The organism is Nocardia speluncae NBRC 108251 (assembly GCF_001613245.1).
GTDB classification, from domain to species: domain Bacteria; phylum Actinomycetota; class Actinomycetes; order Mycobacteriales; family Mycobacteriaceae; genus Nocardia; species Nocardia speluncae.
Genome location: NZ_BDBZ01000035.1, coordinates 171,619 through 186,869 on the forward strand (window position 1 = coordinate 171,619; position 15,251 = coordinate 186,869).

At 67.4% G+C, this 15,251-nt stretch carries 15 protein-coding genes and 1 riboswitch; of the genes, 8 read left to right on the plus strand and 7 right to left on the minus strand.

All coding sequences use genetic code 11. The annotated features are described in order from the left end of the window. Nucleotides 1-225: 225 nt before the first annotated feature. A complete protein-coding gene (locus tag NS6_RS25690; RefSeq protein WP_068046562.1) occupies nt 226-1,680 on the minus strand; it encodes an MFS transporter in 1,455 nt (484 codons plus the stop codon). Nucleotides 1,681-1,757: 77 nt separating this feature from the next. Here NS6_RS25690 and NS6_RS25695 point away from each other — a divergent pair, with 77 nt between their 5' ends. Both NS6_RS25695 and NS6_RS25700 read left to right on the plus strand, forming a co-directional pair. Then, nucleotides 1,758-2,369 carry a TetR/AcrR family transcriptional regulator gene (locus NS6_RS25695; RefSeq protein ID WP_068046565.1) on the plus strand — a complete coding sequence of 204 codons (612 nt, stop codon included), beginning with the start codon at nt 1,758-1,760 and terminating at the stop codon, nt 2,367-2,369. 313 nt (nt 2,370-2,682) lie between these two features. Continuing rightward, nucleotides 2,683-3,972: a Fic family protein gene (locus tag NS6_RS25700; RefSeq protein ID WP_157112941.1), complete on the plus strand. Its 1,290-nt coding sequence runs from the start codon at nt 2,683-2,685 to the stop codon at nt 3,970-3,972. A gap of 339 nt (nt 3,973-4,311) precedes the next feature. Here the strand turns inward: NS6_RS25700 and NS6_RS25705 are convergent, their stop codons facing one another. Further along, a complete protein-coding gene (locus NS6_RS25705) occupies nt 4,312-4,773 on the minus strand; it encodes a class I SAM-dependent methyltransferase (RefSeq protein ID WP_245669508.1) in 462 nt (153 codons plus the stop codon). On the opposite strand from NS6_RS25705, the gene NS6_RS25710 reads away from it, so the two are divergent. Beyond that, nucleotides 4,772-5,038 carry a TetR/AcrR family transcriptional regulator gene (locus NS6_RS25710; RefSeq protein ID WP_245669509.1) on the plus strand — a complete coding sequence of 89 codons (267 nt, stop codon included), beginning with the start codon at nt 4,772-4,774 and terminating at the stop codon, nt 5,036-5,038. The two genes, NS6_RS25705 and NS6_RS25710, sit on opposite strands and share 2 nt — an antisense overlap. Before the next feature lie 34 nt (nt 5,039-5,072). Here the strand turns inward: NS6_RS25710 and NS6_RS25715 are convergent, their stop codons facing one another. From NS6_RS25715 to NS6_RS25730, 4 genes are read right to left on the minus strand one after another with little or no spacing between them, the layout of a single operon-like run. Further along, entirely contained in the window at nt 5,073-6,413 is a 1,341-nt protein-coding gene (locus tag NS6_RS25715) for a bifunctional adenosylcobinamide kinase/adenosylcobinamide-phosphate guanylyltransferase (protein ID WP_068047003.1), read from the minus strand. Then, nucleotides 6,413-7,333 carry an ABC transporter ATP-binding protein gene (locus NS6_RS25720; RefSeq protein WP_245669510.1) on the minus strand — a complete coding sequence of 307 codons (921 nt, stop codon included), beginning with the start codon at nt 7,331-7,333 and terminating at the stop codon, nt 6,413-6,415. Before NS6_RS25720 ends, NS6_RS25715 begins: the two co-directional genes overlap by 1 nt. Continuing rightward, on the minus strand, nt 7,330-8,358 hold the full coding sequence (locus NS6_RS25725) for a FecCD family ABC transporter permease (protein ID WP_068046574.1): 1,029 nt from the start codon (nt 8,356-8,358) through the stop codon (nt 7,330-7,332). Before NS6_RS25725 ends, NS6_RS25720 begins: the two co-directional genes overlap by 4 nt. Beyond that, a complete protein-coding gene (locus tag NS6_RS25730) occupies nt 8,355-9,269 on the minus strand; it encodes an ABC transporter substrate-binding protein (protein WP_157112942.1) in 915 nt (304 codons plus the stop codon). Before NS6_RS25730 ends, NS6_RS25725 begins: the two co-directional genes overlap by 4 nt. Nucleotides 9,270-9,304: 35 nt before the next feature. Next, nucleotides 9,305-9,451: riboswitch (cobalamin riboswitch) on the minus strand. A gap of 549 nt (nt 9,452-10,000) precedes the next feature. Here NS6_RS25730 and NS6_RS25735 point away from each other — a divergent pair. Beyond that, on the plus strand, nt 10,001-11,257 hold the full coding sequence (locus NS6_RS25735) for a cytochrome P450 family protein (protein ID WP_210747026.1): 1,257 nt from the start codon (nt 10,001-10,003) through the stop codon (nt 11,255-11,257). A 72-nt stretch (nt 11,258-11,329) separates the two neighbouring features. Here NS6_RS25735 and NS6_RS25740 read toward each other — a convergent pair whose 3' ends face one another. After that, the gene (locus NS6_RS25740; protein WP_068047009.1) at nt 11,330-12,193 is read right to left on the minus strand and encodes an SMP-30/gluconolactonase/LRE family protein; all 864 of its coding nucleotides are present in this window, start codon (nt 12,191-12,193) and stop codon (nt 11,330-11,332) included. A 130-nt stretch (nt 12,194-12,323) separates the two neighbouring features. On the opposite strand from NS6_RS25740, the gene NS6_RS25745 reads away from it, so the two are divergent. From NS6_RS25745 to NS6_RS25760, 4 genes are read left to right on the plus strand one after another with little or no spacing between them, the layout of a single operon-like run. After that, nucleotides 12,324-13,511 (plus strand): lipid-transfer protein, encoded by a 1,188-nt coding sequence (locus tag NS6_RS25745; protein ID WP_068046577.1) that lies wholly within the window; start codon nt 12,324-12,326, stop codon nt 13,509-13,511. Nucleotides 13,512-13,513: 2 nt separating this feature from the next. Then, nucleotides 13,514-13,969 carry a MaoC family dehydratase N-terminal domain-containing protein gene (locus NS6_RS25750; RefSeq protein WP_068046579.1) on the plus strand — a complete coding sequence of 152 codons (456 nt, stop codon included), beginning with the start codon at nt 13,514-13,516 and terminating at the stop codon, nt 13,967-13,969. Further along, nucleotides 13,966-14,391 carry a MaoC/PaaZ C-terminal domain-containing protein gene (locus NS6_RS25755; RefSeq protein ID WP_068046582.1) on the plus strand — a complete coding sequence of 142 codons (426 nt, stop codon included), beginning with the start codon at nt 13,966-13,968 and terminating at the stop codon, nt 14,389-14,391. The genes NS6_RS25750 and NS6_RS25755 overlap by 4 nt, the downstream gene beginning before the upstream one ends. A gap of 14 nt (nt 14,392-14,405) precedes the next feature. Next, nucleotides 14,406-15,236 carry an SDR family NAD(P)-dependent oxidoreductase gene (locus tag NS6_RS25760; RefSeq protein WP_068046584.1) on the plus strand — a complete coding sequence of 277 codons (831 nt, stop codon included), beginning with the start codon at nt 14,406-14,408 and terminating at the stop codon, nt 15,234-15,236. Nucleotides 15,237-15,251: the final 15 nt, after the last annotated feature.

The window sequence follows — 15,251 nt, forward strand, 5'->3', positions numbered from 1 at the left end:
CGCCAACCGCTGCTCACGTGTCGAAGGCCCCGACTTCCCGGCGGCGAGACCGGTGCGGCCCGCTTCGAGGAGCTGGCGTTTCCAGTTCCCCATGACACAGAGCACCCGAACGCCGATCAGCACCACTCACCACACCGACACCGGTCTCGCGCCGGCCAACTACAACCTCAACGGCAGGTTTCTGCCGTATTCCGGCCGAGCGTCAACGGTAATCGGTCGGCACCGTTATCGGTGTTCTGTGGGTTTTGCCGAGGGCTCGAGAGCGACGGCGGCGACGGCGGCTCCGGCGAGCGCCATTACGGCGGCGATACCGAACCCGAGACTCCAGCCCGCCGTGACGGCCGCTGCTGAGGGTTCCCCGCTACCGGCCAGTTGTGCAGTTCTGGTGGCGCTGGCCGTGGTGAGTACCGCGAGACCGATAGCGCCACCGAGCTGCTGGCCCGCGTTGAACAGCGCTGAAGCTATCCCACCATCGGAAGGATTGGCCGCAGATACCGCGGCCGCGGTCAGGGGCACGAAGGCAAAGCCCAACCCGAGCCCGGCCAGCACCACCCCGGGCAGCACGGTGCCCAGGTAACCGGCGTCCGGCCCGATGCGCATCAGCAGCCCGACACCGGCAGCGACCAGCAGCGAGCCTGCGGCAGCGAGCCGGTGACCCGGGACCGAAGCCAGCGGCCCTCCGGCCAGCCGTGCCGCGATCGCGATGGCGACAGTCATCGGCAGAAACGCCAGCCCGACCGTTACTGGGCTGTATCCGAGAACGGTGGCCAGGAAGATGCTGAGGAAGTAGAACAAGGCATAGATCGCGACGCCGAAGATCAAGCCGGTGATATCGGCTCCCAGCACGGTGCGGTTTCGCAACAGTCGCAACGGGACCAGCGGGTCACTTCGGCGGGCCTGCAGCAATCCGAAAGCGGCGAGCAACAAGAACGCTGCCCCCAGTGCGGCCAGTGTCCCGGTGGAGGCCCATCCTGTTTCTGTGGTCCGGACCAGGCCATAGACCAGCGCCATCAGGCCGACAGTTGCAGTCAGTGCCCCTGCCACATCGATCCTGCCGACCCGGTCGCCTTCCCCGCTCGGCAGGACAACGATTGCGAGGCCGGCAGCAGCGACCGCGACCGGAACGTTGATCCAGAACACCCAAGGCCACGACAGCATCTGGGTCAGTAGGCCACCCAGGATCAGGCCGAGTGCGGTGCCGCCGGCGGTGACGCCGGCCCATACTCCCAAGGCCATTGTCCGGTCCCGACCGGCAGGGAAGACCCGCATCAGCAACGCCAATGCTGCTGGTGCCATTACGGCTGCGCCGATACCTTGTACGGCCCGTGCTGCCACCAGCAGCTCAGCCGTACCGGCCCAACCGCCGACGAGCGAGGCGCCGGCGAAGACCAGTGCACCGGTGATGAACATCCGACGGTGTCCGAACCGGTCGGCCAGGCGTCCGCCGAGGATCAGCAGCCCGCCGAAGGCGAGCGTGTAGGCGGTGATCACCCACTGAAGGTCTTGAAGCGAGAACCCCAAGTCGTCGCGAATAGCCGACAAGGCGACGTTCACGATTGTCGCGTCGACTACAACGAGTAATTGGCTGCCCGCCAGCACCGCCAACGCCCAGAGCGCGCGCTTTCGGGCCGGCGCCGATCGTTCCGGCTGTGGTGCGGCCACAGTCGCATCGTTGGTCATGAATTGCCTCCTGATCGTTTCACTCAACGAGCGTAGAGCGAATAGCCGAGTCGGTCAACGCGCGTAGAGTGAATGACATGGTGGATGTAGACCAAGAGCAGGTTTCGCGGGCAGAGCGTCGTAAGCGCACCGAAGCAGCGGTCCTGGCGGCGGCCCGCAGGCAGTTCGCCGAGTACGGCTTCGAACGCACCACGATCCGGGCTGTCGCTGCCGATGCCGGAATCGACCCGGCACTGGTGATGCAGCTTTTCGGCAACAAGGAGCAGCTGTTCAGTGCGGCAGCGCATGCCAGCATCGACATACGCCCCTTGGTCGAGGCGCCGGTCGCCGACTTGCCGAAAGCATCCGCGGCACACCTGTTCTCAGGATTCGAGGACCCCATTCGACGAGACAGCTCCGAGGCTCTGCTGCGCAGCTGCCTGACCCACCCCACGGCCGGGCAGATTCTGCTCGACCAAGTCATGGCACCGGCTCAATCGACCGTTGCCGCGACAATCGGGGGCGACGACGCCGAGTTGCGGGCAGCGGTGCTGAATGCCTGCACGCTGGGCGTCACCATCGCGAGGTACCTGCTGAAAGTCCCAGCGATAGCCCAAGCCGATCGAGGCGACCTCGAGAGAATTCTCGAACCGGCGCTGCGCGCTCTGGTGGAGGCCCAACTGGGTCACTCCGATCCAAGACCGGCATAGCGCGACCGAAACTTTCGGTGACTACTACCCAGACCCACTGGCGGCACAAGCGGCGATCGTCGGCTGAGGCTCAGTCGGCGTGGTTGTGGGCTGTGGGCCAAGTAAGGAACGGGTCCGGATACCGGGCCCACTGTTCCGGGCCGTCGTCGTGGAGTTCGGCGATCGAGTGCCCGGCTCACTGTCCGACCAAGTGGGAGACGCTGTGCACGGCCGATTCCGCTACAGCCGGACATTCCGCGATCGCCCATCAAAATTAACTTTAGATACTATAAGGTTAGGTTTCGGGCGCGATGCTTAACGTTGAGGAGTATCCGTGGCGAGGTACGAGGAACGGGTGTGGCAGCCGTCGGACGAGGGCATGCTCGCCCGCCGTGACCGGCAGGCCGGAACTTACCTGGCCTACATACCCGATCCGCTGGGGGTGGACCTACCGCAGATCGGCCCTCGGGCCCAGCAGGCGGCCGAGGATGCCCTGGCTGTGCTGGCCAGGGCTGATGAACGCATCGGGTCCCGGGGTAGCTACCTCAACCACCTGCTGATCCGCTCCGAGTCGATCTCCTCGTCCTGGATCGAAGGCAACCGCATCACCCCCAAGAAACTTGCCATCGCCGAAACCTTGGAATCAGGTACTCGCACCGCCCTGGACGTAGTTGCCACCGTGCACGCCACGGAGCAGGCCATCGATTCCCTGGCCGATCGGTCCAGGGCCATCACGACACAAGACATCGTGGACCTGCAGCACACCATCGAACCCCGGTTACCGGCCGGTCTGCGCACCGAACAGAACTGGGTGGGCGGCCCCGGGTGGAGCCCATTGCGGGCCGATTTCGTACCCCCACCCGAGTCCGCGGTGCCTGCCCTGGTCGCGGATTTGACCGTGTTCCTGACCGCCACACACGGCAATCCGGTCGTGCGGGCCGCGATCGCCCACGCACAGTTCGAGACGATCCACCCGTTCATCGACGGTAACGGACGCACCGGCCGCGCACTGATCCACACCGTGCTGCGACGCTGTGACGCCCTGCGGCACACCCTGATCCCGATCAGCACCGTTTTCGCTGCCCGCACCGACATCTATCTGGCAGGCCTGACCTCCTACCGTGATCCGGAACCGCACACCGACGACTGGGTCATCGGGTTCGCCCAGGCCGCCGAGCAGGCAGCGCAAACCGGAGTGCGGCTGGCCCGAGACGCCGCCGCGCTCGATGAACAACTCCTGCAACGCCTGGTCGAGCACCGTCGCCGACAGGGCACCAGTCCCGCCCTACCCCGCCGGGACGCGGTCGCTATGAAGATTCTCGCGGACCTGTCCACACACCCGGTCCTCACCACAGAATCGGCCGCCACCCGGTATGGCGTCTCGGCCGTCGCCGCCCACCGTGCTCTCGCAGAGCTTTCCGATGCCGGGATACTCGGCCGCTCGAAGAATCACAAGGGCAAAATCGTGTGCTACACAGCCGACGCCCACCTGGGTCTCACTGCCCTCGCCGAACGCGCAAACCGGGTCGGGGCCGGCGATACCGACCATCGGCGACCCGATCAGGGGCCACCGGCACCGGCGGTGGACCGTTACGGCCGACTGCGTGCCGCTTCACCGGAGTAACTCCGGGGCTCGGTCGGTGACTGCACCTGTCACCGGCCCGGGTTATGGACCCCTGGTGTCCGATCAACGCACCCTCTCGGCTCGGCACCGGTGCTGGGCACTAGCGGAATAGGCGAGGCGGCATGCGGTTCCCCGGCAGGACGGACGGGGAGGCTGCTCCGACTCCGGAAGCGCCCGGATCGGTCCCGGCAGTCACGATGAACAACCTGCGCACCGCGCTGACCACCGCTGCCCTCATCGGCCAGTTGATCGCTGTTGATCCTGGCGGCCTGGCAGCGGGGTACGGCCGTGTGGGTTCGGAAGCGTGGCCGGACGTCCGCGGGTGCGGACGGTGGCGAATTATCGGCCGAGGTCACCGTTCTTGTGTGCGATCAGGATGAAGCCCGGCATCGCGATACGGCCCTCGCTGTCACGACCGGCGGTGTCGGCGGATCCCGCGCCGGCGGTGTGATCGGTGGCGTACAAGTTCGCCGGACGCACAGCCTCGACCGTCCACACTGCCTCGACAGTTTCGCTCAGCTGCTCGGCCGTGAACCCATCCGGTCCCGGGCCCTCGATCTTCCAGGGCTGCGGTGCGAACGCCAGAACGAACAAACTGGCGCCGGGTGCGGCCGCCCGATGAACAGCCCGCAGATAGTCGTGCCGAGATTCCACCGGCAGCGCATGCAGTAGACCGCTGTCGAAAATGGTGCCGGGGACACCCCCATCGCCGAACTCACCTCCGACGATCCTGCCGAAACCGTTTGCCGATACGCGCGCGGCATGTTGACGGCGTGGGCCGCCGACCCCAACAGTTCCCATGGCCGTTCTCTTGCGCACCGCAATGACCAGCGAAGATGCTGCCGAGATCCTCCGAAAGCACATCACCACGCAGGTTGTGGACTTCGTCGCCGATACCATCGACGCCCCGGAAGCCCGCCTCCGCGCAGCACTGGCCGGAGCCATACGCATGGGCGTCGCCAGCCAACGCTTCATTCTGCACATGCCCGAACTCGCTACCGCCGACCTCGACGAGATCCTGCGCCTGATCACCCCCCTCCTGCAGAAACTGATGCATCCGGAGTAACCCAGGCCGGTGATGCGGTGCCCGGTGAAGATGGTCAGCGTAACCGCACCGGTATGCCCGCGACGACCAAGACGGCCGACTCCGACGCGGCGGCTACCCGAGAGTTGACCGTTCCCAGGAGATCTCGGAACAATCGTCCCGATACGGAGGCCGGTACCACGCCGCTGCCGACTTCGTTGCTCACCGCGATCACCGGGACCCGGCAGGCTCGCCAGGCGGCTACGAGGTTGTCGATATCGGCGTGGACCGGTGTGAGATCGGCTCCCTCCCAGACCTTGTGGGCGTCGAGGCGGGCAGTGAGCCAGGTGCCGAGGCAATCGACGAGCAGGGGCTGGGTGGCGGTCGCGAGGGCTGTGGCGACATCGTCGGTTTCGACGGTGCTCCAGGAGCTGGGGCGGCGTTCGCGGTGCACGGTGATGCGTTGAGCCCATTCGGCGTCGCCGTCGCGGGTGCCGCCGGTGGCGACGTAGGTGACGGCCGGGTGCGCGGCGAGCAGATCTTCGGCGTGCCGGGATTTGCCGGAACGCACGCCGCCGAGGACGAGGGTGCGGTGGGCGGCCGGTCGGGGCGGTGCGCCCACGTGCAGTATTTCGCCGTCGCTGCCCGGCCGGGCGCCGTGGATTCGCAATCGTCGCTCCAGTTCGTCGATCGGTGGATTGTGGTGCCCCAGGTGCACGGCGACCACATCGGTCGCCGCGGTGACGGCTGCGGCGTCGCGCAATCCGGTGAGCAGGCCGGCGAATTCGGGGAGGCCGAGGTGCTGGCCGGACAGTTCGGAGCGGTCGCCGAAAGTTTCCTCCAGGAACACCGCGTCGTAGGCGGCATCGCGGACCGCATCGAACCACGAGGCCGGCCAGGGCCCGGTATCGCACGCCCACAGCATGCGTGCGCCGTCCGGGGCGGTGAGGTCGTAGAGGACGGTGTCGCCGTCGTGGAAAACCCGGTGCCGGGCGGGCAGGACGGTTACCTCGTAGGGGCCCGCCGACAGGCGATCCCCGGCTCGCACCGGAAGGAACCGCACCGGGTCGTCCGGTCCGACCCATGAGCGGCAGGCATCGAGCGCGGTGGCGGGGCCGATCACCTCGAGCTCGTGACCGGTGTCTATCCAGGACCGGAACAGTAGGGCTTGCGGTCCGAGGTGGTCGGGGTGGCCGTGGGTGAGCAGGATATGACGCACGCCGGCGAGGGTGCGGCCCAGGCGCAGGGCGGCGCGCGGAGCCTCGGGGCCGCAGTCGAGCAACAGGACATCGTCGACGAGGGCGGCGGTCTGGCCGCGGATCTGCCCGCGCGCGGCGGCGTCGCGGCAGGATTCGCAGCGGCAGAAAGGCGACGGCCAGCCATCGGCCGCGCCGGTGCCGAGCAGGACGATCTCCATCAGGGTGACTCCGTTCCCTCGGGCCGAGTTCCGTCCGGCAGCGATCCGCCGGCCGGGGGTCGCCCCGTCCACGACTCACCGGATCGGGTGTCTTCCCGCGCGGACCGCCCGAACGGTTCCGCTGCGGACAAGCTTGCGCCGCGCAGGGGCAGGACCGCCCGGCCGTCGCGGCGGTCGAGCACTTCGACACACGCGCCGTAGACCTCCGCGATACGCTCCACGGTCAGCACCTCGGCGGGCGGGCCGTCGGCGACCATGCGACCACGGTCGAGCAGGATCAGGCGCTCGCCGTACTGGGCGGCGGAGGTGAGATCGTGCATGGCGGCGACGACGGTCAACCCTTCCTCTCGGCGCAGCGAGTCGACGAGGTCGAGAACCTGCTGCTGGTGACCGATATCGAGCGCGCTGGTGGGTTCGTCGAGCAGTAGGACCCGGGGCTGCTGGGCGAGCGCGCGGGCCAGCACGACGCGCTGAAGTTCGCCGCCGGACAATTCGGTGGCCGAACGCGCGGTGAACTCCTCGAGTTCGAGACGCGCCACGACCCGGTCCACGATCTTCCGGTCGCGCAGCGTCTCACTGCCGAACCGGGCGATGTGCGGGGTGCGCCCGAGGTGGATGAGATCGCGCACGGTGACGCCCTCGGGGACCACCGGGCGTTGCGGCATCAATGCGACCGCGCGGGCCGTGGCGCGGCGCGACGACCGGCCCGGGATCACATCTGCCACCCGGATGTCGCCGGTGGCGGGCACCAGTCCGGCCAGGGCGTGCAGCAGCGTGGTCTTACCCGAGCCGTTGGGCCCGACCAGCGATACCCACGCGCCCGCGGCGATCGACAAGTCCACCTCGTGCAGCACCTCGATGCCGCCGCGTTCGGCGCTGACCCGCACGCAGGCCACCGCGGGCAGACGATCCCCGGTCACGACACCTCCCGGCTCCGTCGCAATACGAACAGGAAGAACGGTGCGCCGACAGCGGCCGTCACCACACCGATCGGCAGTTCGGCGGGGGCCATGACGGTCCGGGCGAGCACATCGGCGAGCACCAGGAACGCCGCACCCGTGACCAGCGACAGCGGTAGCAGCAGGCGGTGACCGGGCCCGGCGAGCAGCCGCACTGCATGCGGCACCACGATACCGACGAAGCCGATCAACCCGCCCGCCGAGACGACGGCGGCGGTGCCGAGGGTGGCGACACAGACCAGGACCAGGCGCACCCGTGCCGGAGCGATGCCCAGGCTTGCCGCTTCGATATCGCCGACCGCCATCACGTCGAGGGTGCGCCGGTGCAGCGCGATGACCGCCACGCTCACGATCACATAGGGCAGTACGACAAGCACTTCGGACCAGCCGTCGGTGGTCAGCCGCCCGAGCATCCAGGAATAGACCTGGCGCAGGGTGTCGTCGTGGAGTTGCATGAAGAAGGTCTGGACGGCATTGGCCGAGGCCGCCACCGCGACTCCGGCCAGGATGATCACCACCTCCGATCGGACGCCGCCGACCGTCCGGCCCAGGGTGTAGGTCGCGGCGACAGCGAGCAGGCCACCGGCGAAGGCGGCGAGCGGGACGCCGGCGAATCCGGCCGCGCCGCCGCCGACGATGGCCAGCGTGGCCCCGAGCCCGGCGCCGCTGGAAACACCGAGCAGGTAGGGATCGGCCAGCGGATTGCGGAAGACGCCCTGGTAGGCGGCTCCGGCGACGGCGAGCATCGCGCCGACGAGCACGCCGAGGACGGTGCGCGGCATCCGGATGTCCCACAGGATGGCCTGCTGTCGCCTCGACAGGCCGGACTCGACATCTACGAACGGCAGCCGATCGGCCATCTCGAGCAGCACGCCGTGCGGGGTGAGTCCCGCTGGGCCGACGAGAATGCTCACCGATACCGCGGCCAGGAGCGCGAGCAGCGCGCCGGTGACCACCAGCGCGTGACGTCGCGACGTCGCGGTCAAGAGGTCGGGCGGACGGCCGGAGTGTCGGCCGCCGCGATCGTGGCGATCGCGCGCACCAGATCCACTACGCGCGGACCCCACCGGCTCGCGAGGTCCTCATCCAGGATGTGCACGTTACCGTCGCGGACGGCGCTGAGCTCGCCCCAGCCCGCGCGCTGCGCGACGGTTTCCGGGGTGACACCGCAGCACTGCGCGTCGGCCAGGAAGATCATGTCGGGGTTCTGCTCGAGGATGTACTCCGGCGAAAGCTGCGGATAACCGTTGCCGCCCGTGGCGATGGATCGCAGGCCGAGCATGGTGTAGATCTCGCCGAGGTAGGTGTCGTCGGTGACGGTGTAGTAGGTGTCGTCGAGCTCGTGGTAGTAACGCAGCGGAGCTTCGCGAATCGGCACCGTGGCGACGATCTCGGCGATATCGGTGCGCATCCCGGCGACGAGTTCGGCCGCGTCGCCGCCGTGCCCGGTGGCGGCGCCGAGCTGTTCGATCTGGGTGTAGGTGTCGTCGAGGGTGCGTGCGGCGGGCAGGATCAGTGTTTCGACACCCGCGCGCCGGAGTCCGGTCACCAGGTCGCCGGTGTCGGTGTCGGCGACCACGAGGTCGGGATCGTAGCCGAGGACGGCTTCGACATTCGGCGTGTAGCCGGACAGGTCGGTGCGGGGAGCCTCGGCCGGATGATCGGAACGGTCGTCGACCGCGACCACCTGCTCTCCCGCGCCGATCGCGAACAGCGTTTCGGTGGCGGTGGGGCTCAGCGACACGATCGTTCGAGGTCCGTCCGCGCCGGTCCCGCCGGTCGAGGGGGCCGGGCCGGGGCTGCCGCAGGCCGCGGTCAGCAACGCCAGCGCACCGAACCCGGCGGCGATCAGCCGGCGTCCGCTGAGCCGCCGGTAAGAAGTGAGTGGCACGACCATCCTCCGTCCATACCGTCCTTCGTCCGAGGACAAGTACGCCACCCGCGCCGCCGGCCGACCTGACTCACCCGGCGCAACGCCGAGCTCACAGTTGCGGGACAGTGCCGGATTCACACCGGCTTCACCGTGACGCCGCGGTACCCGGCCGGGTTCGGCCGGACATCGGCAGCGTAGTTCACTCGAGTAACCGGCCGAATGCGCTGGTCCCGGACGCGGTGGATATCAGGGGGCCATCCCTGCTCGATACCCCTCACCTGGCCGGCGTTCGAGACGGCGATCGTGGTGGCCGCCGGCGACAGTGCGTAGCCCGGCGCCGTCTGCGCTGGTCGCGGCGACCCCCGTATTCGACCCGAACGTAAGCCACACAGGCCCGCCGTATCGGTGAGGCAAGGAAGGGCTGAACGGCATCGGCACCGGGTGGCGCGAGGCATTGCTCCAGGCGAGCCGGGTGATGAAAGAGGTAGCGCGTCGTGGCGTTATGTGTCTATACCGTCGAAAGACTGTTCAACGAAGTATGTTGATCTACAGCACTTTACAGTGCCTATGTGAACATTACGTTCGCATAGGCAGCGTCTACCGGTTAGGGTCGAGGTTCGTCGACAGGCAGCTGTCTCCGCTCCGGCGCCGGGCGGACCCGCCATCGCTACCGACCTGCCGCAGGGGTGGCACTCGGCCGGGAGCCTGCCATCCGACGCGCCAACGACCGATCACCTCGACCGGAGCAGTAACCTTTGCCGAGCCAGCCGCACTCTCGTACCGCCGAGGTCATCCCGGCCGTATCGAGTTCTCCGTACGATCCGGACAGTATCCGTATCCCTCTCTACACCGAGGAGTTCGCCGCCGACCCGCACCGTGCCTACCGAGAGATGCGCGGGGCGCACGGTGCGCTGGTGCCGGTGGCTCTCGCTCCCGGCGTTCCGGCCACCCTCGTGGTCGGCTACGATGCGGCGCGCCGCATTCTCAACGATCCCGATCGCTTTCCGGCGGACCCGCGGATATGGCAACGCACTGTCGCACCCGACTGCCCGATACTGCCGATGCTGGAATGGCGGCCGTGCGCGATCCGCAGCGCGGGGCCCGAACATACGCGCTACCGGCAGGCGACAGTCGCCGCGGTTGCCGGCGTGGATATGTTCGCGCTACGTGCCACCGTGGAGCGGCTCGCCATCGCTCAGGTGAACACATTCTGTGCGGACGGAACCGCCGATCTTATTCAGCAGTACGCTTTTCCGCTGGCCTTTGCTGTGGTGAACGTGCTCTTCGGCTGCCCGCCCGAGATCGGGAGCCGGATTGCGGACGGTATGGCCAAGATCTTCGAAGGCGACGACGCGGACCAGGCGAACGCGATGCTCGGCCAGGCGTTGCTGGACCTGGTGACGCTCAAGCGCAACGAGCCCGGGACCGATATCACCACCCGCCTGATGGAGCATCCGGCCGCGCTGGACGACGACGAGATGATTCCGCAACTGGTCAGCCTGTATGGGTCGGGTATCGAACCGCAGCAGAATCTCATCGTCAACACCATGCGGCTCATCCTCACCGATGATCGGTTCGCCGGAAACGTGCTCGGTGGCAGTCAGTCGACCCGTGCCGCCCTGGACGAGGTCCTGTTCACCGACCCGCCACTGTCGAACTATTGCGTCTCCTACCCGCGGCATCCGGTTCTCATCGACGATGTCTGGCTGCCGGCACATCAACCGGTGGTGATCAGTATGGCCGGTTGTAACAATGACCCGGCGATCTCGGGCGCCGACCGGGCCGACAACAGTTCGCACCTGTCGTGGAGTATCGGGGTGCATGCATGCCCCGCCCGCTCGGTGGCGTACCTGGTGGTGCAGGACGCCATCGATCAGTTGCTGGACGCGCTGCCGGAAATAGAATTGGCCGTACCCGCGGGTGAGTTGACCTGGCGTCCCGGCCCTTTCCATCGGGCGCTCACTCGCCTACCTGTGCGGTTCCCGCCGGCGCCACCGCTTCGGCTGCCCTGAAAGTGGCCACGGCTGCCCGTGGCCCGCCACACACCTCCGGCTGCCGGTCGGTCCGGGGACCCGTGCTCGGGATCAGCTCATCCGCGGCACATCCACCGTGACCGATTCGATTCGCGCGGTTCCCTCGAAATTATTCGACATCCGCTCCAGATCCGTATCGGCGGTGCACAAGTAGAGCGTGCGCCCGTCCGGTCCGCCGAGCGCGCAGGAAACCACGAAATGGCCAGGTGTCGCGGTCGAAACGATATCGGTGACGGTACCGTCGGGGGTGATGCGCCGGACTTCGCTGCTGAACGGGCAGGTCACCCAGATGGCGCCCACGGCATCCATACACAGTCCGTCGAGGGCATCGGATTCGAGGCTGTCGAACTGTTTGAAGATCCGCTGGTTCGACAGGCCGCCGTCTGCGGCCACATCGAACGCGGTGAGCCGGAAGGTGAAGGTTTCGGCGACATAGAGGGTGTTCCCATCCGGGGCGAGGCCCACCCCGTTCGGGCAGATGAGGCCCTCGCCGGCGGTGTGTACCGTGCCGTCGGCTTCGACGACGACCATCGTCGAAGGCTGCGCGTCGGCGCCGTTGAACAGGTCGTAGCCGATCTGGGTGATATAGGCCCGGCCATGGGAATCGACCCACATGTCGTTGGCGCCGGTGGCGATCCCCGCGAGGTCCGCAACGATCTCGGTGCCGCCGTCCGCGGTGATCTTGCGCAACTTGTTGTCGGCCTGGGTCACCACCAGTGGGACGCCCTCCGGGGTGAAGCCGAGGCCCGACGGTTTCGCGTCGACAGTCGCCGCGACGGCCAGTTCGCCGTCGGCGTTCATGGTGTGCACTGTGCCCAGGGGGATATCGGAGAACCAGAGGCGGTCCGCATGCCAGCGCGCTCCCTCGAGGTACTGGAAACCGTCACGGACCACGGTGGCTGTTCTGGCGGTCATATCGTCGATCCCTTCGCGTTGTCGCGGGGCTTTCATTGCCGACGCCCCTGTACACATAAGTGAATCATCACTAGACTGATGCTGCAACCGATTCGGGTTGCGGATCCCGGCGGTGGAATGAGGAAGGCTCATGGACCGAAAAGCGCGTGTGGCCGGTGTGGGGCTGGAGCCCTTTGCTACACCCAGTAAAAGCCGTAGTTATGACGAGATCGGTGAAGGTGCGATAGTCTCCGCGCTCGCGGATGCTGGAGTCGAGTTCGGCGATATCGAGCAGATCTATGCCGGTTATGTGTATGGTGACTCGACATCTGGTCAGAATGTTGCCTACCGGGTGGGAATGACCGGAGTGCCGGTCGTCAATGTGAACAACAACTGCTCGACCGGCTCGTCGGCACTGTGGCTCGCACGGCAATCCGTCGAGAGCGGCGCCGCGGAATGCGTGCTCGCCGTTGGGTTCGAACAGATGCAGCGCGGTGCCCTCACCGCGAAATGGGACGATCGCCCGACCCCGTTCGACCGATTCATGGCAGTCGCCCGCGAGGCCGCCCCCGCGGCGGACAACGTGCCGATGGCCGCGCAGCTGTTCGGCGGCGCCGGCGCGGCGTACGCGCAGCGGTACGACATCGCCGCCGAGACCTACGCTCGCATCGCGGTAAAGGCGCGGCAGCATGCGGCGCACAATCCGTACGCGGTGTTCCGGGAACCGCTCACCGTCGCGGAAGTACTGGCCTCGCCGCATATTTTCGGCCCGCTCACCCGTCTGCAATGCTGCCCGCCGACCTGCGGCGCCGCGGCAGCAGTGGTGTGCAGCCCGGAATTCGCCCGCCGCCGCGGTATCCCGGCGGTGGTCGAGATCGCGGCCCAGGCCATGACCACCGATCGGCCGAGTAGCTTCGACACCGCCGACCTGATGAAACTGGTCGGCTACGACATGACCGTCGCCGCCGCGCAGCAGGTCTATGAGGCCGCAGGTGTCGGCCCGGACGAAATTCCGGTAGTGGAACTGCACGACTGCTTCACCACCAACGAACTGCTCAGCTACGAGGCGCTCGGACTCACCCCGGAGGGGACGGCGGAGAAGTTCGTGGCCGACGGGCAGAACACCTTCGGCGGCCGGGTCGTCACCAACCCTTCGGGCGGGCTGCTGTCGAAAGGGCATCCGCTGGGTGCGACCGGGCTCGCGCAGTGCGCCGAACTCACCTGGCAGCTCCGCGGGCAGGCCGGAAACCGCCAGGTGCCCGGCGCGACCCTCGCGCTACAGCACAACCTGGGCCTCGGTGGTGCGTGTGTGGTTTCGCTGTATCGAAAGGTCGATTGATCATGGCGATCGACCAGGCCGTCATCGGCACAGTCCTGCCCGGCACCGACCTGCTCATCGACCGGAGCCGGTTGCGCCTGTTCGCGAAGGCCACCGGTGCCACCGACCCGGTCTACACCGATATCGCCGCGGCGCGGGCGGCCGGGCATCCGGACCTACCGGTGCCGCCGACGTTTCTGTGCGCCCTGCACAATGAACAACCGGACCCGCTGTCCTGGATCGCCGGACTCGGAGTCGACCTGCGCCGGGTACTACACGGTGAGCAGTCCTTCGAGTACAAGGCGATGGCATACGCCGGCCAATGCCTGACCGCTCGCAGTCGCATCACCGACGTGTACCAGAAGAAGGACGGGGCGCTGGAATTCCTCACCCGGGCGACGACGGTGACCGGGCCGGACGGCCGGATCGTCGCCGAGCTCACCGATATCGCGGTCATCCGGCATGAGGAGTTGCGATGAACCGCAGCGTACGAGTCGGCGATACCCTGCCTCCGGTGCGGCCTGCCCCGGTTACGCGCACCACGTTGGCGTTGTTCGCGGGTGCCTCCGGTGACCACAATCCGATCCATATAGATATCGACGCGGCGCGCGCCGCCGGGATGGACGATGTTTTCGGACACGGCATGCTGTCCATGGCGTATGCGGCGCAACTGCTCACCGGCTGGATTCCGCAGCAGTATCTGCGCCGGTTCCAGGTGCGGTTCTCCGCGATCACACCGGTGCGCGCCGAACCCTTGTGCACCGGCCGGGTCACCGCGCTGGACGCCGTGGACGGCGAACAGCGTGCCACCGTCGAACTCACGATCACCCTCGCCGACGGCACCACGACCCTTACCGGGCAGGCCGTAGTGGCGATACCCGATGACGATCCCTCCAGCTGAAAGATGAGTATCCAATGGGAAATCTGGCCGAAAAAGTAGCAATCGTCTCGGGCTCGGGCCGCGGTATCGGCCGGTCGATCGCGCAGAAACTCGCGGCCGAAGGCGCGTCCGTGGTCGTCAACGACCTCGACGCCGAACCCGCGGCCGAAACCGTCGCGACGATCCGGGCGGCCGGCGGGCAGGCGGTCGCGTGTCCGGGCAACGTCACCGACGACGATTTCGCGCAACGTTTCGTCGGCACCGCGGTGGATTCCTTCGGCGGTCTCGACATCATCGTCAACAACGCCGGCTACACCTGGGATTCGGTGATCCAGAAGATGGCCGACGAGCAGTGGGACGCCATCCTCGACGTCCATCTCAAGGCGCCGTTCCGGATTCTGCGGGCAGCGCAGCCGGTGATCTCGGCGGCGGTGAAGACGGCGCGTGCGGCCGGGGCGCCCGTGCCGTGCCGCAAGGTGGTGAACATTTCATCGATCGCCGGCCTCGGTGGTAACGCCGGGCAGGCGAACTATGCCGCGGCGAAGGCCGGGATCACCGGCCTGAGCAAGACCCTCGCGAAGGAATGGGGACGCTACAACGTCACGGTCAATTCGGTGGCTTTCGGCCTGATCCTGACCAGGCTCACCGAAGCACCGGCGGGTGGCGACAGTGCGATCAAGGTGGCGGGCCGCGAAATCCGGGTGGGCGTCAATCCCGAACTGCTGTCCACCCTGGAACAGGGTATCCCGCTCGGACGCGCCGGTACCCCGGACGAGGCCGCCGGTGCCGTGTATCTGCTGTGCACACCCGAATCGGACTACGTCAGCGGGCAGACTCTGGTCTGCGGCGGCGGATTCCTGTCCTGAACCAGCGGACGATAT

Bases quoted from the DNA above. Each gene is read 5' to 3' on its own strand.
- NS6_RS25690 (WP_068046562.1), bottom strand. From the start codon at position 1,680: ATGACCAACGATGCGACTGTGGCCGCACCACAGCCGGAACGATCGGCG.
- NS6_RS25695 (WP_068046565.1), top strand. From the start codon at position 1,758: ATGGTGGATGTAGACCAAGAGCAGGTTTCGCGGGCAGAGCGTCGTAAG.
- NS6_RS25710 (WP_245669509.1), top strand. From the start codon at position 4,772: ATGGCCGTTCTCTTGCGCACCGCAATGACCAGCGAAGATGCTGCCGAG.
- NS6_RS25705 (WP_245669508.1), bottom strand. From the start codon at position 4,773: ATGGGAACTGTTGGGGTCGGCGGCCCACGCCGTCAACATGCCGCGCGC.
- NS6_RS25715 (WP_068047003.1), bottom strand. From the start codon at position 6,413: ATGGAGATCGTCCTGCTCGGCACCGGCGCGGCCGATGGCTGGCCGTCG.
- NS6_RS25730 (WP_157112942.1), bottom strand. From the start codon at position 9,269: ATGGTCGTGCCACTCACTTCTTACCGGCGGCTCAGCGGACGCCGGCTG.
- NS6_RS25740 (WP_068047009.1), bottom strand. From the start codon at position 12,193: ATGACCGCCAGAACAGCCACCGTGGTCCGTGACGGTTTCCAGTACCTC.
- NS6_RS25745 (WP_068046577.1), top strand. From the start codon at position 12,324: ATGGACCGAAAAGCGCGTGTGGCCGGTGTGGGGCTGGAGCCCTTTGCT.
- NS6_RS25750 (WP_068046579.1), top strand. From the start codon at position 13,514: ATGGCGATCGACCAGGCCGTCATCGGCACAGTCCTGCCCGGCACCGAC.
- NS6_RS25755 (WP_068046582.1), top strand. From the start codon at position 13,966: ATGAACCGCAGCGTACGAGTCGGCGATACCCTGCCTCCGGTGCGGCCT.
- NS6_RS25760 (WP_068046584.1), top strand. From the start codon at position 14,406: ATGGGAAATCTGGCCGAAAAAGTAGCAATCGTCTCGGGCTCGGGCCGC.